The 21,584-nt window shown below is 65.2% G+C and carries 18 protein-coding genes and 3 pseudogenes; 13 read left to right on the forward strand and 8 right to left on the reverse strand.

Annotated features, from left to right (window positions below):
* Both JOF56_RS24710 and JOF56_RS24715 read left to right on the forward strand, forming a co-directional pair.
* A complete protein-coding gene (locus JOF56_RS24710) occupies positions 1–444 on the forward strand; it encodes a DUF7144 family membrane protein (RefSeq protein WP_245378380.1) in 444 nt (147 codons plus the stop codon).
* A pseudogene (locus JOF56_RS24715) lies at positions 441–1,415 on the forward strand (AI-2E family transporter); the annotation flags it as partial. The gene JOF56_RS24710 and the pseudogene JOF56_RS24715, both read left to right, overlap by 4 nt.
* 56 nt (positions 1,416–1,471) lie before the next feature.
* Here JOF56_RS24715 and JOF56_RS24720 read toward each other — a convergent pair.
* On the reverse strand, positions 1,472–1,603 hold the full coding sequence (locus JOF56_RS24720) for a GAP family protein (protein ID WP_245378381.1): 132 nt from the start codon (positions 1,601–1,603) through the stop codon (positions 1,472–1,474).
* A 257-nt stretch (positions 1,604–1,860) separates the two neighbouring features.
* Between JOF56_RS24720 and JOF56_RS24725 the strand changes: the two genes are divergently transcribed.
* Positions 1,861–2,244, forward strand: a complete 384-nt coding sequence (locus tag JOF56_RS24725; protein ID WP_307855800.1) for a DUF1269 domain-containing protein — start codon at positions 1,861–1,863, stop codon at positions 2,242–2,244.
* Between the two features lie 152 nt (positions 2,245–2,396).
* On the opposite strand, the gene JOF56_RS24730 is transcribed toward JOF56_RS24725, so the two are convergent.
* On the reverse strand, positions 2,397–3,446 hold the full coding sequence (locus JOF56_RS24730; protein ID WP_209641910.1) for an NAD(P)-dependent alcohol dehydrogenase: 1,050 nt from the start codon (positions 3,444–3,446) through the stop codon (positions 2,397–2,399).
* Between the two features lie 197 nt (positions 3,447–3,643).
* Between JOF56_RS24730 and JOF56_RS24735 the strand changes: the two genes are divergently transcribed.
* The 4 genes from JOF56_RS24735 to JOF56_RS24750 are packed head-to-tail and all read left to right on the forward strand — an operon-like array spanning position 3,644 to position 9,652.
* Positions 3,644–5,473: a glycoside hydrolase family 15 protein gene (locus tag JOF56_RS24735; protein WP_209641911.1), complete on the forward strand. Its 1,830-nt coding sequence runs from the start codon at positions 3,644–3,646 to the stop codon at positions 5,471–5,473.
* Positions 5,470–6,852 (forward strand): glucose-6-phosphate dehydrogenase, encoded by a 1,383-nt coding sequence (locus JOF56_RS24740; protein ID WP_209641912.1) that lies wholly within the window; start codon positions 5,470–5,472, stop codon positions 6,850–6,852. The genes JOF56_RS24735 and JOF56_RS24740 overlap by 4 nt, the downstream gene beginning before the upstream one ends.
* Positions 6,852–8,591 (forward strand): dihydroxy-acid dehydratase, encoded by a 1,740-nt coding sequence (gene ilvD, locus JOF56_RS24745; protein WP_209641913.1) that lies wholly within the window; start codon positions 6,852–6,854, stop codon positions 8,589–8,591. The genes JOF56_RS24740 and ilvD overlap by 1 nt, the downstream gene beginning before the upstream one ends.
* A 38-nt stretch (positions 8,592–8,629) precedes the next feature.
* Entirely contained in the window at positions 8,630–9,652 is a 1,023-nt protein-coding gene (locus tag JOF56_RS24750; RefSeq protein ID WP_209641914.1) for a C-terminal binding protein, read from the forward strand.
* Here the strand turns inward: JOF56_RS24750 and JOF56_RS58215 are convergent.
* Positions 9,631–9,768: pseudogene (locus JOF56_RS58215) on the reverse strand (MBL fold metallo-hydrolase); the annotation flags it as partial. The gene JOF56_RS24750 and the pseudogene JOF56_RS58215 overlap by 22 nt on opposite strands.
* A gap of 36 nt (positions 9,769–9,804) precedes the next feature.
* On the reverse strand, positions 9,805–11,055 hold the full coding sequence (locus JOF56_RS24755; RefSeq protein ID WP_209641915.1) for an ATP-binding protein: 1,251 nt from the start codon (positions 11,053–11,055) through the stop codon (positions 9,805–9,807).
* A gap of 675 nt (positions 11,056–11,730) precedes the next feature.
* On the opposite strand from JOF56_RS24755, the gene JOF56_RS24760 reads away from it, so the two are divergent.
* Together JOF56_RS24760 and JOF56_RS24765 are read left to right on the forward strand one after the other, a co-directional pair.
* A complete protein-coding gene (locus JOF56_RS24760; protein ID WP_209641916.1) occupies positions 11,731–12,009 on the forward strand; it encodes a type II toxin-antitoxin system Phd/YefM family antitoxin in 279 nt (92 codons plus the stop codon).
* A gap of 49 nt (positions 12,010–12,058) precedes the next feature.
* Positions 12,059–12,406, forward strand: coding sequence for a PIN domain-containing protein (locus JOF56_RS24765; protein ID WP_245378383.1), 348 nt, complete (start codon positions 12,059–12,061; stop codon positions 12,404–12,406).
* 111 nt (positions 12,407–12,517) lie between these two features.
* Here JOF56_RS24765 and JOF56_RS24770 read toward each other — a convergent pair whose 3' ends face one another.
* The 3 genes from JOF56_RS24770 to JOF56_RS24780 all read right to left on the reverse strand — a co-directional run bounded on the left by JOF56_RS24770 (position 12,518) and on the right by JOF56_RS24780 (position 14,454).
* On the reverse strand, positions 12,518–13,072 hold the full coding sequence (locus JOF56_RS24770; protein WP_209641918.1) for a PIN domain-containing protein: 555 nt from the start codon (positions 13,070–13,072) through the stop codon (positions 12,518–12,520).
* A gap of 8 nt (positions 13,073–13,080) precedes the next feature.
* Positions 13,081–13,545: a helix-turn-helix domain-containing protein gene (locus tag JOF56_RS24775; RefSeq protein ID WP_245378384.1), complete on the reverse strand. Its 465-nt coding sequence runs from the start codon at positions 13,543–13,545 to the stop codon at positions 13,081–13,083.
* Positions 13,546–13,776: 231 nt separating this feature from the next.
* Positions 13,777–14,454: an MBL fold metallo-hydrolase gene (locus JOF56_RS24780; RefSeq protein WP_209641919.1), complete on the reverse strand. Its 678-nt coding sequence runs from the start codon at positions 14,452–14,454 to the stop codon at positions 13,777–13,779.
* 103 nt (positions 14,455–14,557) lie between these two features.
* Between JOF56_RS24780 and JOF56_RS24785 the strand changes: the two genes are divergently transcribed.
* Positions 14,558–15,847, forward strand: a complete 1,290-nt coding sequence (locus JOF56_RS24785) for an acyltransferase family protein (protein WP_307855242.1) — start codon at positions 14,558–14,560, stop codon at positions 15,845–15,847.
* Here the strand turns inward: JOF56_RS24785 and JOF56_RS24790 are convergent.
* A pseudogene (locus JOF56_RS24790) lies at positions 15,811–16,497 on the reverse strand (maleylpyruvate isomerase family mycothiol-dependent enzyme); the annotation flags it as partial. The gene JOF56_RS24785 and the pseudogene JOF56_RS24790 overlap by 37 nt on opposite strands.
* Positions 16,498–16,706: 209 nt before the next feature.
* Here JOF56_RS24790 and uvrA point away from each other — a divergent pair.
* The 3 genes from uvrA to JOF56_RS24805 all read left to right on the forward strand — a co-directional run bounded on the left by uvrA (position 16,707) and on the right by JOF56_RS24805 (position 21,485).
* On the forward strand, positions 16,707–19,565 hold the full coding sequence (gene uvrA / locus JOF56_RS24795; RefSeq protein ID WP_209641920.1) for an excinuclease ABC subunit UvrA: 2,859 nt from the start codon (positions 16,707–16,709) through the stop codon (positions 19,563–19,565).
* 339 nt (positions 19,566–19,904) lie between these two features.
* Complete coding sequence (locus JOF56_RS24800; protein WP_209641921.1) at positions 19,905–20,747, forward strand: hypothetical protein; 843 nt, start codon at positions 19,905–19,907, stop codon at positions 20,745–20,747.
* Between the two features lie 126 nt (positions 20,748–20,873).
* A complete protein-coding gene (locus JOF56_RS24805; RefSeq protein ID WP_209641922.1) occupies positions 20,874–21,485 on the forward strand; it encodes a hypothetical protein in 612 nt (203 codons plus the stop codon).
* The last annotated feature ends 99 nt before the right edge of the window (positions 21,486–21,584 follow it).

Here is a 21,584-nt window from a genome sequence, read left to right on the forward strand (position 1 = left end):
ATGACCGAACACATCCAGCACCGTGACATCGGGTCGGCACCACGCCACAGCAGCCGGATCACCATGTGGTCAGGCTGGATCTGGTTCGCCGCCATCGTCATGATCATCACCGGCGTGTTCAACGCCGTTGAGGGCGTGGTGGCCCTGTTGAAGCGTGCGTTCTATGTCACGAACGGCGAGCACCTGCTGTTGTTCAGCCTGACCGGGTGGGGCTGGACGCACCTGCTCCTCGGCGTCCTGATGGGGCTCGCCGGAATCGCGCTGCTGTCCGGGGCCACCTGGGCCCGGGTTGTCACCGTCGCGGTCGCCTCGGTCAACGCGATCGCCCAGCTGACATTCATCCCCACGTACCCCCTCTGGTCCACAATCGTCATTGCCTTGTGCGTGCTGGTGATCTGGGCAGTCGTCGTGCACGGCAAGGATGCCCCGAGCGATCTGCCGTGACAGTTCCTGAGCGGACGGCTGGTATACCGCGCGCTTTGGTCATTCTTCTTGGCACCGCGGCGGCCGTCGTCACGGTCGCCGGAGTCCGGACGACCGCGTGGCTGGTGACGCCGATCTTGCTGGCGCTCGTCATCGTGATCGCGGTGAGCCCGGTACACCGGCGGCTGAGACGCGCGGGGTTTCCCGCTTGGGCAGCGACCTTGGTGCTTGTGCTGCTTGTCTACAGCACGCTCATCACGTTCGTCGTGGTCGCGTTCGTGTCGCTGGCCCAGCTGACCGCGACGTTGCCGGCGTATGCCGACCGCTTCAACGGCATCATTGCGGATGTAGCCGCCGTGTTGGACCGGCTCGGCGTCGCACCCGCCCAGGTGCGCGACGCGCTGGCGTCACTGGATTTCGGAAAAATCGCGCCGTATCTCGGTTCGATCATCCGAGACCTGACAGGCCTGAGCACCAGCCTGGTGTTCTTGCTCGCGTTGCTGCTGTTTCTGAGTATTGAGGCAACCGGTGTCGAGGTCCGGCTGGCCGCGATCACCACAGGCAGTCCACAAGCAGCTTCGGCACTACGCAGCTTCGCCGGTCGAACCCGCCGCTACCTGGTCGTGACCACGATCTTCGGCCTCATCATCGCCGTCCTGGACACCATCGCGTTGGCGTTGTTGAACATCCCGCTGGCCGTCCTCTGGGGACTACTGTCGTTCGTGACCAACTACATCCCCAACATCGGATTCCTGATGGGCCTGGTTCCGCCTGCGGCGCTTGCCCTGCTCAGTGGCGGTTGGCAGCTCATGCTGATCGTCATCCTGATCTACTGTGCGGTCAACTTCGTTGTACAGTCCCTGATCCAGCCCATATATGTCGGCGACAGTATTGGACTGTCGCCGGTCATGACCTTCGTGGCGCTGGTGTTCTGGGCGTGGGTACTCGGACCATTGGGAACGCTGCTGGCCATTCCGGCGACGCTGCTCGTCATGGCGGTGCTTGTGGACATCGACCCGGGTGCCAACTGGGCCGCCGCGCTCACTCGTCACAACAAGATGAGCAGCGCGAAGAAAAGACACACGACGATATTGACCAGCCAGCTTCGCTCGTTCATCCAGTCGCGGACCTTCGGCATGAGCACCTCGGCACGGTCGCGGAAGAGGATGTAGCAGAGCAACGGTAACGCCGCGATCAGGACTGTGCAGCCGATGAACGGAAGCGCTGCGGTGAACGTCGATGATCACCCCAACCGGATGAGGCGCACTCCATGTCTGCCACGGTGGAATGGCTTTTGTCTCCACTGCCCAGCGAGAGGACCCGCCCGTGGCCACGTTGACAGTTTGGCGATTCAGCAGACCGGACGGAGCCGATCGTGCGGCACAGATCCTGGCGAAGCTGGCCGGGGACAAACTGATCGCAGTGCATGACGCGGCAATGGTTTCCTGGCCTGAAGGCAGCAAAAGGCCCAGTACACGCCAGCTTCATCACATCACCGGGGCGAGCGCTCTCAGCGGAGCGTTCTGGGGCATGCTCATCGGCCTGATTTTTTTCGTGCCACTGCTCGGCGCGGCGGTCGGCGCCGGCCTCGGCGTACTGACCGGGGTGATGACCGACGTGGGCATCAGTGACGACCTGATCCGACGGGTTCGCCAAAAGGTCGTCCCAGGCACATCCGCATTGTTCATCCTCAGCTCCGACGCGGTTCTTGACCGGATCCGCAACTCTTTCGAGCACGACAAGCCCGAGTTGATGTACACGAACCTCTCTGTCGCAGAGGAAAACCGGCTGCGCGAGTTGTTCGCTGAAGAACCAGGATGAGACCGCGAGCACACTGCTTGCGCCGCACCTTGACCTCTGCGGACGACGTAGCATCGTACCGGCTGGCGGGCCGCGACCGTGGCCTGTGGCGGACCAATGCGAGCGCCTCTGCGGCCCGCAACCCTGGATACTGAAACAGTATCGGGACAGCGTCAGAATACGATAAGCGGCTTTATGACGTCGTCAAGTTTCTTGTCGTAGACCTCGAAGGCTTGTTCCACGGCGTCGAAGCGGAACGTGTGGGTCGTCATGAGCGTTGGATCGACGCGCTTGGTCTCCAGTACACGCAGCAGCCGTTCCATGCGCAGCCTGCCTCCGGGGCAGAGTCCTGTCGCGATCGTCTTGTCGGCCATTCCGACGCCCCAATCGAGGCGCGGAATGTGGACGAATTCCCCGTCTCCGAAGTAGCCGGTGTTGGACACCGTGCCGCCGGGTTTCGTTATCTTGACGGCAGTCTGGAATGTGATGTCCGCGCCAAGGGCTTCAATCGCGGTGTCCACTCCCTCACCTCGCGTCAGGTCGAGGATCCGATCCACGACATCCTCTTTCGTGAAGTCCACGATCGCGTCCACGCCGTAGGTTCGGGCAAGCACCTGCCGGTTCGGGACCGACTCGACTCCGATGATGAGGCCTGCTCCGCGAAGCTTGGCTCCTGCGGTCGCCATCAGCCCTACGGGCCCTTGGGCGAGTACCGCGACAGTCCCGCCGACAGGGATGTTCCCATTCTCTGCCCCCATGAACCCGGTGGAGAGCATGTCGGCGCAGTACACCGCCATGTCGTCGGGGACATTCTCGGGTATCTTGGCCATGTTGGCGTCGGCTTCGTTCACATGGAAGTACTCGGCGAATACCCCGTCCTTGGAGTTCGAGAACTTCCAGCCACCCAGCGGCGCACCGGACTGTGACGAGTGCCCGGCCTGCGATGCGGGGTGTCCCCAGTCAGGTGTGATAGCGCCGACCAGAACACGATCACCGGGCTCAAAGATCTTCACCTCGCTCCCCACATCGTGCACGACGCCTACCGCCTCATGACCGAGCGTCAGGTTCTCACGTGGCCCGATACCGCCGGCGACAGTGTGCGAGTCCGATGTACAGATGAGAGCCCTGGTCGTCCGGACTACGGCATCGTTCGGCCCCGGTCGTGGTACCGGCTTGTCCATGAAGCCGACACGGCCGATTTCCTTCATCACAAATGCCTTCATCGTACCTCTCTCACCTCTCGTAAATCGCGGCCCTGAGTTCATCGGAACCTGCGTGGATGTGCCTCACCTTGTGCGGGTGACACTGCTTTGTGGCTCCGCGCGACGGTCTTGGTGATATTCGCCAACCCCCGGGCCGCTTCCCTGCGTAACCCGCTACGGGTGATGTGGCACTGCGATGCCGCTGTTAGGCACAGAGAATGCTTGAGCCTGAACCTTCCTTCCGGCCGGTCCGAGCCCGGGACGGTTACCCGCCACTTGAGGATCTCGGGCTGATCGGCGACGGGGCGACCGTGGCGCTGGCCGGCCTGGACGGCAGGATCTGCTGGCTGTGCCTTCCGTGCTTTGATTCCGAGCCGCTGTTGTGCGGCTTGCTGGATCGGGATCGCGGCGGTCATTTCAGCATCACCCCAGATGGCCTGACCGAGGCGCGGCAGCGCTATGAGCCCGATACCGGGGTGCTGGTCACCGAGATGCGCAGCGCTACCGGCACGGTCCGCGTCACCGATGCGCTGGCGCTGCGCCCGGGCGCCGACCTCACCGATGACGTTCCTGCGGGCCGGGGCGAGCTGGTCCGGTCGGTGGTGGTCCTGCACGGGAGCGTCCGGCTGCGGGTGGACCTGGAACCCCGGGGCGGCGCCCAGGCGCGGGTCGCTGCCGGCGGCCTGGCGGTCATGCCTGCGCGACGGCCGGACCTGCGGCTGCATCTGCGGTCCAGCCGCCCGCTGAGCGGCCTGCACGGCAGCTATGACCTGGAGCAAGGCGACTCGTTGGACCTGGTGCTGTCGTGGGGCCGCACTCATCGCCACCACCGGTTCGACGCGGACGCGATGCTGCGGGCCACGACAGGGGCATGGCGCCGGTGGATGACGCGCTTCAGCTACGACGGCCCGGCCGAGCCGCTGGTCCGGCGGGCCGCGATCACCTTGAAGCTGTGCGACCACTGGGTCAACGGGTCACTCGTCGCCGCGCCGACGTCATCGTTGCCGGCGCCGGTCGGTGGAGTGCGGAACTGGGACTACCGCTACACCTGGATCCGGGACGCGGCCTTCACCGTGTTCGCCATGCGCCGGATCGGGTTCGCGGATGAGGCTGACGCGTTCCTGGGCTGGGTCCTGGACGCCTTCGAGCAGAGCCGGCAGCCGCGGATCATGTATGACCTCGACGGCGGGCCGGTCCCCGCGGAATGGGAGGACGCCGGGCTCGAAGGTTACCGGCGCTCCGCTCCGGTGCGGTGGGGCAATGGCGCGGCGGACCAGCGCCAGCATGACGTCTACGGCGAGGTCTTGGACTGTGCCGACCAGTGGGTCCGCGCCGGTGGCCACCTCGATCAGCCGCTGTGGGCGGCGCTGGTCAGCCTGGCCGAGGCCGCCGGGGAAGCCTGGCGCCAGCCTGACCAGGGCATCTGGGAGGTACGCGGCGAGGGCCGGGTCTTCACCTACTCGGCGGCGATGTGCCAGGTGGCGCTGGACCGGGCCGCGGCCATCGGCGAGCGGCTGGGCCTGTGCGGGCCGGTCCCGGTCTGGCGGGCGGCTGCGGGCAAGCTGCGCCAGATCATCCTGGACGAGTCCTGGAACGAGGAAACCCGGACGCTGAGCGAGCATCTTGACGGCGGTGGCAGCCTGGACGCCAGCCTGCTGGCCCTTCCGCTGCGGCGGGTCCTCCCCGCGAGTCACCCGCGCATGGTGGCTACCGCCGCGGCCGTGGCCGAGCGCCTGTCGGCGGGCGGCGGCCTGCTCTACCGCTACTCGCACCATGACTCACCCGACGGCATCGCCGGTGATGAGGGCGCCTTTCTGCTGTGCAGCTTCTGGCTGGTCGACAACCTGGCCATGCAGGGCCGGCTCGATGAGGCGCAGGAACTGTATGCCTCGCTGTGCGACCGGGCCAGCCCGCTTGGCCTGCTGCCGGAGCAGATCGACCCGTCGACGGGTGAGTTCATCGGGAACTTCCCGCAGGCGTTCAGCCATATCGGCGTGATCGCCAGCGGCGTCACGCTCGTCCGGGCCGGGGCAGGTGCGTCGAGATGATCGAGCGACTGGTGATCTTCGGGGCGACCGGTGACCTCACCGGGCGCTACCTGCTGCCCGGGCTTGCCGCGCTGCGGGCCGCCGGCCATCTCCGCGATGGCTTCCAGCTGACCGGCGCCAGCCGGGAGGACTGGGACAGCGACGAGTTCCGGCGATGGGCAACCGCCCAGCTTGGCCGGCACGCCGCAGGGCTTCCGGCCTCCGCCAGAAAGGCCGTTGTGTCATCATCGGGCTACCGTCAGGTGGATGTCAGCGACCCCGCCGGCGTCGCGGCTGTCGTTGCCGGTGACGGGCCGGTCGCCGCGTACCTGGCGTTGCCTCCGAAGGTTTTCCCCGCGGCGGTCTCCGCGCTGCACGAGGCGGGCCTGCCGTCCGGCAGCAGGATCGTCCTGGAGAAGCCGTTCGGCGAGGACTTGGCCAGCGCGATGACGCTCAACCGCCTGCTCGCCGACCTCGTGCCCGAGCAAGCGGTGTTCCGCGTCGACCATTTCCTGGCCATGACCACGGTCCAGAACGTGCTCGGCACCCGGCTGGCCAACCGCATGCTCGAGCCCGTCTGGAACGCCGCGCACATCGCCGAGGTGGACATCGTCTGGGACGAATCGCTGGCGCTGGAGGGCCGGGCGGGCTACTACGACGGAGCCGGGGCGCTCAAGGACATGCTGCAGAACCACCTGCTGCAACTGCTCTGCCTCGTCGCCATGGAACCACCCATCAGCCTGAGCGAACGTGACCTGCGCGACCGGAAGCTCGACGTCCTGCGCTCAGTGCGGCCGCTCACCGAGGCCGACATCGTCCGCCGCACGCGCCGCGCCCGCTATACAGCCGGGCGCGTAGGTGACCGCGACGTGCCGGCCTACACCGCCGAGGAGGGGGTGGACCCCGCCCGGCACACCGAGACCTTCGCCGAGGTGGAACTCGAGCTGGACAACTGGCGCTGGCCGGGGACGATTTTCCGGCTCCGCACCGGGAAAGCGCTCCGGCGGGACCGCAAGGAGGTGGCCGTGCGCTTCCGGCACGTGCCGCACCTGCCCCTCGGTCACAGCGGGGAAGCGCTGCCCAACGTGCTGCGGTTCGGGCTCGATCCGGAAAACCTGGCGCTGGACCTGACCGGTATCGGGGTCCACGCCCACACCCTCGTCCCGCTGAGGCTGACCGCCCAGATCGATCCGCCCGAGCTGCCCGCCTACGGCCGGCTGCTGCTGGACGTGCTGGACGGGAACGCAGCCCTGTCCATCCGCGGTGACGAAGCCGAAGAGGCATGGCGCGTCCTTATCCCCGTGCTGTCGGCCTGGTCCAAGGACCTCGTCCCGATCGAGGAATACCCCGCCGGCTCGGACGGGCCGCAACCCAGGCAGCGGGACGGAGGGAAAGAGTGATGGTCCAAACTGGACCGCGGCTGCGGAGTCAGCGACTGCGCATGGTCAACCACCAGGGAGACGCGCTCCGCCTCGGGATGAACTGGACCGAGGAGGATCTCGGCAAGCCACAGGTCCTGGTGGACAGTGCCTACGGCATGGGCCACCCGGGCACGTTCCACTTCCGGGGACTGATCGAGGAAGTCAGCAACGGCGTCTACGAGGCCGGCGGGAAACCAGGTGTCTTCACCGTGAGCGACATCTGCGACGGCGTCGTCCAGGCCACCGACGGCATGAGCTACTCGCTCGTTTCCCGCGACATCATGGCTGCGATGGTCGAGATCCACGCACTGGGTCATCCCCACGACGGCATGGTCCTGATCTCCGGCAACGACAAATCGGTGCCCGCCCACCTGCTCGCGATCGCACGGTGCGATCTCCCGGCCATCCACCTGCCCGGAGGCACGCAGTTGAACGCGCCGGACTACGTCACCTCCAACAAGATGTGGGAAATGGGCGCCGCCGTCGAACGAGGCGAGCTTCCCCGGCAGGACCTCGAGCGAGCGCAGCGCGGCGCCTGCCCGACGTGCGGGGCATGCCAGTTCATGGGCAGCGCCAGCACCGGTCAGGTGCTGGCCGAGGCACTCGGGCTCGCCCTGCCCGGATCCGCGCTCGTTCCGGCACCGCTGACCAAACTGCTGCGCTATGCCCGTGCGACAGGCAAACAGCTCGTCACGATGATCCATCAGAACCTCACGTCACGGCGCATCCTGACCCGTGACGCATTCGAGAACGCCATCATCCTGCACGCCGCCGTCGGCGGGTCGACCAACGCGCTCCTGCACATCCCACCAATCGCACGGGAGGCAGGCGTCGAGATCACCATCGACGACTTCGACCGCATCCACCGGCGGGTCCCGGTACTGGCCAACGTCAAGACCACAGGCCGGTACCCGGTCGAGTACTTCTGGTACGCGGGCGGCGTTCCCGCTGTCATGCTCGAGCTTCGGGAAATGCTGCACCTCGACTGCCTCACCGTGACCGGCAGGACGCTGGGAGAGAACCTGGCGGAAATCGAGCACAGCCCATTCTTCTTCGCCGAACGGCGCGGCTATCTGAACAACGTCAAAATCGACAGGGACGAAATCATCCGCCCGCGGTCCGACCCGTTCAGTGCCGATGGCGGGGTGGCCGTGCTGTACGGCAATCTCGCGCCGGACGGCGCGATGATCAAGACCTTCTCGGTGCCCGAGGAGATGCACGTCCACACCGGGCCCGCGCGGGTCTTCGATTTCGAGGAGGAGGCGATCCACGCGCTGGTCAGGCGCCGGATATCACCCGGGGACGTCCTTGTCATCCGCTACGAGGGACCACGCGCGAACGGTATGCCCGAGATGTACTACGCGGCCGCGATCCTCTCCGCTGACCGCGTCTTGAACACCACCACCGCGATTGTCACCGACGGCCGCTACTCGGGCGCCATGCGAGGACCCTGTATCGGGCATGTCGCGCCCGAAGCACTGGATGGCGGCCCCATCGCGCTCATCGAGGACAATGACCTCATCGAGATAAACGCGCCTGCACGGCGCCTTGCGATCGTCGGAATCAAAGGCGAGCATCGCCCGGCAGATGAGATCGAGACGATACTCGCGGAGCGACGCGGTATCTGGAAGGCGCCGCGGCCACGCCACGGCAGTGGGATTCTCTCCTTGTACTCACGTGTCGCCCGCGGCACTTCTGAAGGAGCCGCTATTACCTAGGAAAGAATGGTCCGTTCTCTTCGTGAAGGCGGCAAGAAATGACGAAGCAGGCACAGCAGACCGTCGTCATCACCGACTATGACTACGGTGACGTGGACATCGAGTGGGCGATCATCGAAGACGCCGGCCTCCGGCTGGTCGCCGCCGACTGCAAGACCGAGGACGATGTCATCGAAGCCGCGATGGACGCGGACGCGATCATCACCCAGTACGCCACCGTCGGGGCGAGGGCCATCAACGCCTTTATCCGGTGCAAGGTCATCGCGCGGTACGGCACCGGCGTCGACATTGTCGACGTGGACGCGGCCACACGACGCGGCATCCTGGTGACCAACGTCCCCAACGACTGGTGCCAGAACGAGGTCGCCGACCACGCCATGGCCCTGCTTCTCGCCGCCGCCAGGAAGATCTGCGGCTACGACCGTGCGACCCGCGCCGGGACCTGGCGATGGCAGTCCGGCGAGCCGATCCACCGGCTGCAGGGACGCACCCTCGGTCTGCTGGCGTTCGGCGCGATCGCGCAGGCCATCGCAGCCCGGGCACACGCGTTCGGCATGCTCGTCATCGCCCATGATCCGTACATGCAACCGGAGGACGTGGCGGCTCACGGCGCTCAGCCGACCTCGTTCGGCGAGCTGATCGAGCACGCGGACTACCTGGTGATCCAGGCGCCGCTCACCAAGGAGACACGCCATCTCATCGGCGAGCCGGAACTCCGCCGCATGAAGCCGACGTCGATCCTCATCAACACGGCTCGCGGGCCCATCGTCGATGACAACGCCCTGTACGCGGCGCTGTGGGAAGGCTGGATCGCCGGCGCCGGCCTGGATGACATCGAGGAGGAACCCGCCAAGCAGCGGGACTGGGAACCGGTGAACCCGCTGTTCAGCCTGGACAATGTGATCATCACGCCGCATGCGGCCTACTACTCCGACGAGGCGATCCGCACGGTCCGCGACTTCGCCGCCCGCGAGGTGGCGCGGGTGCTGACTGGGAAACCGCCGCTATCGCCAGTGAACGCAGCCCAGCTCGCCATTGTTCACCCCGGCCCGTCATCGTGAGCCGCGGGAGTGTCGTCCGGCAGATAGTCGAAGATCCGCGACGACACGTCATCGATCAACGATTCGAAATCCGCAGGCGAGGTCGTGCGACCAACCCCACCTGGAAACGGCGTATCGCGTCAGCGGTGAACACTGTTGTCACGACACGTGACCTAGGGGGCGAGGTGCCAGAGCGCATCGAGCGGCAGGGCTCTGATCTTTTCGCCGAACGGCAAAGTCTGTTGGCCGGTGTACAGCACATAGCCGGCCACGAACCGATCTCCTAGGTGGTTGGCCAGATTACGCAAGCCACTAAGGTCCTCGATGCGCACTGTCGTGCCTGCCTTGACCTCTACTCCGATCACTCTGCCGTCGGGTGTCTCAATGACAGCGTCGACTTCTTGCTTTTCCTTGGTGCGGTAGTGATACAGCCGTCCGCGTTCCTCGGACCACGTGAGCTGGCGGGCGAGTTCCATGACGACGAAGTTCTCCATCATCGACCCTGCGGCACCGCTCGGTTCGGCCAGTCGTACGGGATCCTGGCCAATGAGGTGACACGCGATGCCGGTGTCTACGAACGCAAGTTTGGGTGTGCCTACGGCGCGACGCGTCTGCCCGGATGACCAAGCAGGGATGCTCTTGATGAGAAACACCGACGTCAACAGTGCCAGGTAGCGCATCAGGGTGGTTCGCGAGATGCCGGACTGGGTCGCGAGGACCGTCGGTTCCAGTAGCCCACCGGCGCGCCCGGCCAGCAGAGCGATCAGTTTGAGCAAGTCGCCCCGACGTTCGATGCTCGCCAGTTCCAGGACGTCACGCTCGATCAAGGTGGACAAGTACGAGTCGAAGAAGGCTGTGCGGCGGCGTGGGGTGCGACGTGTGGCTTCGGGGAAGCCGCCGACAACGAGACGCTCCAGGTAGTCGCGGCGGCGCAGCTCTGACGAGTGGTTGATTTCGGGACCATGTCTGAACGCCGCGTCGATGAATCGGTCCGGAGTCCCATGCATCTCTCCCTGGGAGAACGGCCAGAGTTCGATCACTTCCATGCGACCGGGCAGCGCGTCCGGGAGAGTTCGCATGGCCAATATCCGTGATGAGCCTGTCAGGAGGTAGCGGCCTGGGGTGGGGTCCAGATCCACCGACACCTTGATCGGCTGAAGAAGCTCCGGGACTAGTTGGATCTCGTCGATGACCATGAGGCTGTCGTGCTCGACGAACCCGGAAGGGTCGTCCTTGGCGGCTCGTAGCGTCGCCGGGTCGTCGAGAAGACGCAGCACTGTGGGCTGGCGATCGGTGGCAAGCCTGGTCAGTGTGCTTTTCCCGACCTGTCGAGCGCCATTGACGAGGACGACACGTGTGTCCTCCAGTGCCTCGTGAACCAGCGATTCGGCGCGACGGGGGATCAGGCGGGGCGGCTCGGACATGGTGCCAGTGTGCCGCACGAGCAAGATCAGTGGTCACCTGGTCGGTAGTGTAGTGGTCATCTGGTCGCTAAGTACGTGGTCATCTGGTCGTGCGCCTGGTGGCCGTCTGGACGCTTCGTTCGCAGGCGTCAGCCGAGTAACAACACGGTCAAGAGCCGGATCTGCTGGTAACTGAGGTGATCTCACCAAGATCAGGAAGGCGATACGGCGACACGGGTATTTCGCCTATATAGGACGGTGCTGGATGTGGCGTGGAGTCCCCGGTAGATGAGTTCTCACCACAAGATCCATCGTCCCAGAGGACTCCACGTGATCGCCTATTCTGCGTACCGCCATACCTGGCCTGCACGTGCCCCGAGCAGAGTCGTCTTCCCTGCCTGACGAGGCCCGTTGAGTATCACGACACGGAACGTGGAGAGATACTCCGCGACCAGGTCGCAGCATGCACGCGGCAGGTCTGACTCAGGCATGACACCTCGGTGGTCCGTCGGCTCGGTGAATCGAGGATGTACATCTCACAGTAGGGTGGACCGACATTCCACGATGAGTTGGACCGACATTTGACAGCATGATCCACTGACATCTTGAGCAAGATCAATGGTCATCTGGACGGCCGGCATCAGCGGGCCACGCTTCCGTGTAGCACGTTGGGCTACACGGGGCTACACTGGCGGCATGCGTGTGATCAGTCAGCGAGAGTTTCGCAATAACTCTGCCGCCGTCATGGACGCGGTGGAGGCAGGGGAGACCTACCACGTCACGCGTAACGGGGTCGAGATCGCCGAGTTGCGTCCGCTTTCTCGCAGGCGGCGGTTGACGGCTGAGGAGCTCGTGGAGCGCCATCGACGGATGCCGCGGGTCGAGCACAAGTTGATGCAACAGGAAGCCGACGAGTTCTTCGGCGCAGAAGATCGCATCGGCGACGACGATCCTTGGGAACGTCGTCGTGGCTGAGCGTCCTGAGTCGGGTGTCCTCGACACCTGCGCGTACATCGATCTCGACTTGCTTGATCCGGCGCATTTGCCCGCGATTCCGGAGATAACTGCGATCACGATGGCGGAATTGCATCAAGGTGTGGCAATGGCCAGGGATCCTGCGGTCAGGGCGGCGCGGACAGAGAAGCTTGGTGCTGCGATCATCGATTTCGACCCGATGCCTTTCGATGGCGACGCGGCCACCCGGTACGGCACGTTGGTCGGACTCACTTTGGCCGCGAACCGCGATCCCAAACCGCGTCGGATGGACCTCATGATCGCTGCGATCGCATCGGCTCACGGCTTGCCGCTCTACACGCGCAACGCTGATGACTTCAAAGGCCTGCAGGACATGTTGACCGTAGTCGCCCTCTGAGTGCTTCGGCGAGCCTTCTCGCCGAAGCACTCCAGCTCGAACGGCCTACCAGCCGCGTTCGCGCCATTCGTCGATGTGGGGTTTCTGCGTGTGCCTCAAGGGAAGCTGCGGTCATAGCGCGATGCGCCGGACTTCTTCCGCGAACTCGGGTACATCACAGCGTTCGAGTCGGGCGAGGAGCCCGCTGAGATCCATCGCTGGTTTGCGGAATCGCTGAGCCTGTCTAACAAGCGCGTCAAGCACCCTGGCTGGTGCGAGGTCTAGTTGATCGAGCAGGAATGTGTCGGGGTGAACTGCATCCACGTGGTGAGGTTCGAGTTGCTTCGCGGGGAAGTCGGCCAAGTTGAACGTCACGACGGCCTGTGCGCCGCCGGCGATAGCCGCAGCGAGCACATGCCGGTCATCTGGATCTGGAAGGTCCAGCCCGACGACAATGCCTTGCCAGTCATCAACCATCGCGCCGTCGAACGATGCGTTCATCAGCGCCAAGGTTCGATCGAACAGTGCCGGATCGACTTTCCGCTTGGCGATGACGTTTCTGCGGACCTCGTCCAGGATCGCTTCTGACCACAGTGGACGGAAGAGCTCTGCTTCGGCGAGCGTGAGCACGGTGTCTCGAAGAATATTGGGGAACAGGACGCACGCGTCCAGCACGACCGAGTACACGGTTGTCGTTACCTGATCTCTGTGGCCTCGTCGTCGTAAAGTCCGAGCTCTTCGGTCTGGCGGACCAATTCGTCGAGTGCTTCGCGCCGTTCTTGCCGCCGTTGGTCGCGGTATGTGAGGAGATCGTCGAGACGGATGCGGCGGTGCCGGCCGGGCTTCTCGAAGGGTATCTTGCCGTCCTCCAGCAGCTTGATCAGAGTGGGCCGGCTGACGCCGAGCAGGTCGGCGGCCTCCTGCGTGGTCAGGCGCTGTGCCAGTGGCGCCACGGTGATCGCACGTCCCGCGCGCATCGCAGTGATCACTTGTGACAGCACCTCGTACACCGCGGCGGGCAGGTGCACCAGGGTTCCATCTGGAGTTACCAGCGCGGCGTTTGCCGGAGCACGGGATAGCAGAGCCGCAAGTTCGTCCAGTTCAAGCCTCTCGGCCGGGTCGCTGGGAGGGAGGACTGGCCGGTCGACGGTAGCGGTCATGGCTGGCTGCCCCATTGGTCGGCGTTGCATCTGGCAACACCTATGATCGCCCCAAATCGAAAAAATCGCAAGTTGATGTCGGATAGTGCGGAAGCGGTGGCGCCTGATGTTGCCTTGGTGCTCGTGTCACCACTGTTGACGCGTCGTCGAGCGTGAGCTGGTGCACAGTCCTCGCCAGCGTAATGAACTAGAGCGATCTCGGTGAGGACTGTGCAGTTCAACTAGCAGGGCTCACCAGCCGCGTTCGCGCCATTCGTCGATGTGCGGCTTCTGTTCGCCCAGTGTCGAGTCGTCGCCGTGGCCTGGGTAGAACCAGGTTTCGTCAGGCAGGACGTCGAACAACCGTGAAGAAACGTCGTTGATCAAAGAAGTGAAGTTCTCGGGAGAGGTCGTTTTTCCTACGCCGCCCGGAAAGAGGGAGTCGCCGGTGAAGAGGTGGGGGTGGCCGGTGGGGTCGCGGTAGAGCAGGGCGATTGAGCCTGGAGTGTGGCCGCGGAGGTGGATGACTTCGAGGGTGCAGTTGCCGACGGGGATTGTGTCGCCGTGTTTGGCGAATGTGTCGGGGGGTACTGGGAGGGGGGCGGCGTCGTCGGCGTGGGCGATTGTGTTCGCGCCGTTGGCGCCGGCGACGGCACCGAGGGCTTGCCAGTGGTCGGGGTGTTGGTGGGTGGTCACGATTGTTCTTAGCCGTGGGCGGTTTCGGTCGTGGCCGATCAGGTCTTCGATGCGTTCTGGGTCGTTTGCGGCGTCGATCAGCAGCGCGTCGCGGGTCGCGTTGCAGACGAGCAGGTACGCGTTGTTGTCCATCGGGCCGACGGACAGCTTGTTGATGGTCAGCTCGGGGAGTGTCCGGCGGGCGGCCGCGCCGCCTGGCTCCACGTGACCTGTGTAGTTCTCGACAACGTCCACGGTTGCCGACAGTAGTCCTTCAGGCCCTGCTCAGTGTCCTCACAGGTTGGCGAATTACGCTCCGATCACGAAGTCGTCCTTGTCCGCCGATTACTGCGAGCTCGTGACTACCACACTTACTGCGACCGAGCCGGAGGCCACCGCGTCTCCTCGCCGGTCCGCGCGCAAGATCAGCTGGGACATCCTGCGGGTGTTCGCGGTGTTCGCCGTCGTGGTCGAACACATCACCCACCAATCCCAGATCAACCATCCTGAGCTGGCCGGTTACGCCTTCACGTTACCGCTGCAGTTCGGGGCCAGCACCATGCTGGTGATCTCCGCGTTCTTCGTGTGCGTCACGATCGGCAAGGGCAGACCTGGCCGATGGCTGTGGAACCGCATCGCCCGGCTGCTGCCCGCGTACCTGGTCGCGGTCGTGGCCACGTATGTCGTCTCGCGTATCGCGATAACTATTTTCAATGGCTACGTATATGCGGACGGTAGTTGGCTGTTCGGCGTGCCCACGTCCGGGGTGCACACTGCTTTCCCCTGGTACCTGCCCACCGGCACCGATCTTCTCGCCAACCTCGCCATGATCCAGGCCTGGGCTCCGGAGTTCCACTGGATCGACGCTTCCTACTGGACGCTTCCCATCCAGATCATCGCGTTCGCGGTCGCCGCTTTCCTGTTCGGCCGGCGCCTGCTCAACGCCAGGAACACCCCTGCTTTCCTGTGGTCTCTGGTCATTGTCCCGGTCGTCATCCGGTACACGCTGCGCACCGACGACTCCGCGCAGTGGATCAAGTCGATCTTCGATGGGCTGGCTCTGCACCGCGTTCACCTGTTCGGTGTCGGCATCGCCATCTGGTTGTGGTCCAGGGGCCGGATGAAGGGCTGGCACCTTTCGATCTACCTGGTCGCCGCGTTGATCGCGCAGGACGCGCACGCCTACTGGACCGATACGCCGTCCACGATCGCGTTCGGCATCGTCCTGCTTCTGGTCTGCGCCGCCGCGGGTGGCCCGGACTGGGACATCCCGATCGTGCGCAGGCTTTCACCGCTCATCACGTGGCTGGCCGGCATCACGTACGGCGTCTACCTCATCCACCAGCAGTTGGGCTTCATCGTCGCGCGCACGCTGCTCGACATGGGCGCGACGTCGTGGGAACGGTTCGCCGCGTCGTTCGCCACCGCTGTCCTGCTCGGCTGGCTGATCACCAAGTTCGTCGAACGCCCTGCCCACCGGTTGCTGACGCAGCGACCTCAGAGCCAGGCCGGCAAACTCGGCAGTTCCCCGGCCAGGCCCGAGCCGTCGCCTCTGCCGATCAGCCAGGCCAGCACGGCCGGCGCTGGTCCGCCCACCCCGGTGGAGTCCTTCCCGAGCAAGTTCCCAGCCAGCTCCCAGTCCCGCTGACGCCCGTCGGGCAGGTCGACCCGCAGGCGCACGGGCGGCACGTCCGGGCGCTTGGAGAACTCGCGGACCACCATGTCCAGCAGCAGTTCGACGTGCCCGTCGGGCAGGTTCACGAAGCCGACACCGGCGTCCAGATCGATCATGTGCACGGCCGTTTCCTGCCAGCGCATCCACGGCACGACGCACGCGTCTATCTGACGTCCGTTGGCGAGCATGACCTGCTTCGCCCACGCAATGTCATCCATGTGGGTGACGGCTTCGAAGAACCTGGAGACCGCCGCGTCCAGGCCCTCACGCAGCAGCGACGCCATCCGGTACGAGCCTTCTTCGATGTCCGCGTCGCGGTCGGCCCTGCTGGTGTACATCGGGTGCTCGACGCCTGTACGCGCCCACGTGAGCAGGTTCACCAGCGCGTCCGCGTTGCGCGCCAGGTGTGTCACGACGTGCCCCCGGCTCCAGCCGGGCAACAGGCTAGGCCGCTTCATCGCGATGTCGTCGAACCCCTCGACGAGTTCCGTCAGCCGCATGGTCACCTGCTGAGCTGCGAATATGCCTAGCTCCGCGTACTCACGGGCCGACAGATCGCTTCGCGGCTCGGGCAGGGAATCGTGCGGTGTGGCGGTGTGTTGCGATACGCGTGGTCCAGTCATATGTGGCAACCCTGACTTCGTTGAGCGACATGGCGCTCACGATGAGCTGATAGCGACCAGGGTACGGGTAGATCACCGCCTGTGGGAGAGACTCGAAATCGGTTTTGTCGGTGCCCCGTCCTAACATGGTCCCGGCAGCCTCGGATCGAACGCATATTCGAGTGGACTTGCTGAAGATCACCGCTGAAGAAGCACCGAAGGGACCCCTAGTGGCCGACCGTCTCGTGGTTCGCGGCGCCCGCGAGCACAACCTCCGCGGCGTCGATCTGGACCTGCCGCGCGACAGCCTGATCGTGTTCACCGGCCTGTCCGGGTCGGGCAAGTCCAGCCTGGCGTTCGACACGATCTTCGCCGAAGGCCAGCGGCGCTACGTCGAGTCGTTGTCGGCCTATGCCCGGCAGTTCCTCGGGCAGATGGACAAGCCGGACGTCGACTTCATCGAGGGCCTGTCGCCCGCGGTCTCCATCGACCAGAAGTCGACCAGTCGCAACCCGCGGTCGACCGTCGGCACGGTCACCGAGGTCTACGACTATCTCCGTCTGCTGTACGCGCGTGCAGGCAAGGCGCATTGCCCCACCTGTGGCGAGCTGATCAGCAAGCAGACCCCGCAGCAGATCGTCGACCAGGTGCTGGCGCTGGAGGAGGGCACGCGCTTCCAGGTGCTCGCGCCGGTCATCCGCAGTCGCAAGGGCGAGTACATCGACCTGTTCCAGACGCTTCAGTCGCAGGGTTACTCGCGCGCCCGCGTCGACGGCGTGGTGTACCCGCTGGCCGACGTGCCGAAGCTGAAGAAGCAGGAGAAGCACGACATCGCGGTGGTCATCGACCGCCTGACGGTCAAGAAGAGCGCCAAGCAGCGGCTGACCGACTCGGTCGAGACCGCGCTGCGCCTGGCCGACGGCCTGGTCGTGCTGGAATTCGTCGACCTCGAAGAGAACGACCCGCACCGCGACCGCGGCTTCTCGGAGAACCTGGCCTGCCCGAACGGCCACGCGCTGGCGATCGAGGACCTGGAGCCCAGGGCCTTCTCGTTCAACTCGCCGTTCGGTGCCTGCACGTCGTGTTCCGGTCTCGGTGTCCGGATGGAGGTCGACCCCGAGCTGGTCGTCCCGGACGACGAGTTGTCCCTGGGCGAGGGCGCGATCGCGCCGTGGGCGGGCGGCCAGACCGCGGAGTACTTCACGCGGTTGCTGACCTCGCTGGCCGAGGCCGTGGGTTTCCGGATGGACACGCCGTGGAAGCGGCTGCCTGCCAAGGCGCAGAAGGCGGTGCTGCACGGCACGGCCGACCAGGTGCACGTGCGCTACAAGAACCGTTATGGCCGTGAGCGTTCGTACTACGCGAGCTACGAGGGCGTGATTCCGTTCCTGGAGCGCCGCCAGGAGCAGACCGAGTCCGAGGCGATGCGTGAGCGCTACGAGGGCTACATGCGCGAGGTTCCGTGCCCGTCCTGTCAGGGCACGCGTCTCAAGCCCGAGATCCTCGCGGTCACGCTGGAGCACAAGGAGCAGGGCGACCAGTCGATCGCCGACGTCTGTGCGATGAGCGTCGCCGACTGTGCGGAATTCCTTGAGGGCCTGGTGCTCGGCCGGCGCGAGAAGATGATCGCCGGCGCGGTGCTCAAGGAGATCCAGGCCCGGCTGCGGTTCCTGCTGGACGTCGGCCTGGACTATCTGTCACTGGATCGCGGCTCCGCCACACTTTCGGGTGGTGAGGCACAGCGCATCCGGCTCGCCACGCAGATCGGCTCGGGCCTGGTCGGCGTGCTGTACGTGCTCGACGAGCCGTCGATCGGTCTGCACCAGCGTGACAACCACCGCCTGATCGAGACGCTGACCCGGCTGCGCGACCTGGGCAACACGCTCATCGTGGTGGAGCACGACGAGGACACGATCCGTACGTCCGACTGGGTGGTCGACATCGGCCCGGGTGCGGGTGAGCACGGCGGCAACGTCGTGCACTCCGGGCCGGTCGCGAAGTTGTTGAAGAACAAGGAATCCATGACCGGGGCGTACCTGTCCGGTCGCAAGCAGATCCCGGTGCCCGAGATCCGCCGGCCGATCGACCGCAAGCGCCAGCTGGCCGTGGTCGGCGCACGTGAGCACAACCTGCGTGGTCTGGACGTGTCGTTCCCGTTGGGCTGTCTGGTTTCGGTGACCGGTGTGTCCGGGTCCGGAAAGTCCACTTTGGTCAACGACATCCTGGCGCAGGTGCTGGCGAACAAGCTGAACGGCGCCCGCCAGGTGCCGGGCCGGCACACCCGGGTCAAGGGCCTGGACCACCTCGACAAGCTGGTGCGGGTGGACCAGTCGCCGATCGGCCGCACCCCGCGGTCCAACCCGGCCACCTACACCGGTGTGTTCGACAACATCCGCAAGCTGTTCGCGCAGACGACCGAGGCCAAGGTCCGCGGCTACCAGCCGGGCCGGTTCTCGTTCAACGTCAAGGGCGGCCGCTGCGAGGCGTGCGCGGGCGACGGCACGATCAAGATCGAGATGAACTTCCTGCCGGACGTCTACGTCCCGTGCGAGGTCTGCAAGGGCGCCCGCTACAACCGGGAAACCCTTGAGGTGCACTACAAGGGCAAGACCATCGCGGAGATCCTGGACATGCCGATCGAGGAGGCGGCCGAGTTCTTCCAGCCGATCACCTCCATCCACCGGCACCTCAAGACGCTGGTGGACGTCGGCCTCGGATACGTCCGGCTGGGGCAGTCCGCGCCGACGCTGTCCGGCGGTGAGGCGCAGCGTGTGAAGCTGGCCAGCGAGCTGCAGAAGCGTTCGACCGGCAAGACGGTCTACATCCTCGACGAGCCGACCACCGGTCTGCACTTCGAGGACATCCGCAAGCTGCTCGGCGTGATCAACGGCTTGGTGGACAAGGGCAACACGGTGATCGTGATCGAGCACAACCTGGACGTGATCAAGAGCTCGGACTGGATCGTGGACATGGGACCGGAAGGCGGTTCGGGCGGCGGCACGGTCGTGGCCGAGGGCACGCCCGAGGACCTGGCGGAGATAGAGGAGAGCTACACGGGCCAGTTCCTCAAGCACGTCCTGGAGGTCTAGGGCTTGTCTGGGCCTCTGGCTCCTCCCCGTGCACGACTTCAACTACGGAACGATCGCGACCCCGGCAACAGTTCCGCCCAAGCGGGGTGAACCCGTGCGAATGGACCGTTCGCACGGGTTCACCCGGCGAAGTTGAGAGGCGGCTTCGATACATGGCCTAGGCCGAACGGGCGAACGGGCCGGGTACCGGGTCTGGGGATTACTCTTCCCGTCGCTGTCGTCGACGTGGGGGGAACCATGTCCGATATTTTCGATCATCCGGATTTACGTGATCCCTCCTGGGACCGCAAGCTCAAGAGGGAGACGCGGCGGGCCTTTTGGCGTCGTAACCGGTGGCGAGTGGCGATCACGCTGGGGTTCGTGGCCGCCCTGCCCGCTTTGGCGCTGTACGGCCTTGCCCGTGACGCGGATCAGGTCGGCTTCAAGCCACCGGAGCCGCCGTCGGCGGCGACGACGACCGGGCTGCCGACCACGACCACGCCGACCACGATGCAGGCAGGCGTCAAAGTGGACTTGGCGCAGCCGTTCGTCGGCACGCCCGCGGCGGGTTGGAGCGACGGCGCGGCGGGCGTTGTCGTGCCGCCTGCCTCCGCTGTGAACGGATTCACCGCCATGAAGGTGGGCGAGGCGCTGAAGAAGGCACGCGATGCATTCATCGCCTCGAAACTTGATCTCAAAGTGATCCAGGACGGCGACGTCGAGTTGCTCGCCGGGTTGTTCGCACCGGACATGAGCGACCAGGTCCGGACCAGCCCGGATTACCGGACCCGGATCGCGCCCGGGTTCAAGCTGCTCCCCGTGCCGATGAAGGTCAACGGCCAGATGTCGGTGGAACCAGGCGACAAGGGGGAGTTGGTCATCCGCGCCAACTACGCGGTCGCCTATGCGTTCCACATCGACAATCCCAATGAGATCAGGGACGTGATGGACATCGTGGCCGTCGTGCGATCCGACCATAAGTACGTGTTCCGTGAGGGAGCCACGTTCGCGCGCTCCAGCCAGGGCCTCTGGCTGAACGGTGGCCATACCACCACCTACTCGATGGCCTGCACTCCGCTGAAGGAAGGTCTGCTCGCGCCGGCCTACAGCGAACGCCGGCTGGGACTGCCTGGTCAGGGGGAGTCCGTCCGGGAGCGGATGTTCGACCCGAACGCCCCGATGCCGGAGGGGAACACTTGTTGAAAAATCGGACCAATCCGGGTCCTGACCTGTTTCGAATTGGGCTGAACCGTCCCTGACATCTCCTCGTGTTGGTGGGTGAGAAGGGCCGCCGCGACGGGCGGAGGGCCACCACCAGGAGGTTGTGTCATGAAGGGCGCTCGTGTCGGCGTGCTGACTGCCATCGCCGGTCTTGGGCTGCTGAGCCTGGCCGCCTGCAGTGGCAACACTCCCACAACGGGGGTGCAGTTACCACCGCGCCAGCAGCAACAGGAGCTGCCGGTCGGCCCCCAGCCGAACCTGATCGCGGCGGACAATCTGGCGTTGAACTCGAAGGTCGTGACCACCAAGGACGGCATGACCCTGTACCGGTTCGACAAGGACACCGCCCAGCCGCCCGCCTCCAACTGCAACGACGCCTGCGCCAAGCAGTGGCCGCCGTTGCTGGTGGAGGGCAAGGAACTCACGTTCACCGGTATCGATCAGAACATGATCGGAACGGTCACGCGCAAGGACGGCGGCAAGCAGGTCACCATAAATAAGTGGCCGGTGTATACGTTCACCAGGGATTCCAACCCGGGCGACGCCACCGGCCAGGGCATGGGCGGCACCTGGTACGCGATCACGCCGGAGGGCAAGAAGGCCCAGGGGCTGATCACCGATGGGACCCCGAATGCCGTGCCACAGCAGCAAAAACCCGCTCAGCAACCGGCTGAACAGCCGCCCGCCGGCTCTGGCGGCAACTCCGATTCCGGTTACTGACAAGCATGCGCGAGCGGAGGGGAAGCACGGCGTGAGTGCCTCACTCGTAAGCGATAGAGGCCCGCGATCACCGTTGGTCCGTCCAAATCCAGTAATCTC

The organism is Kibdelosporangium banguiense (assembly GCF_017876405.1).
In the GTDB taxonomy this organism is placed as follows: domain Bacteria; phylum Actinomycetota; class Actinomycetes; order Mycobacteriales; family Pseudonocardiaceae; genus Kibdelosporangium; species Kibdelosporangium banguiense.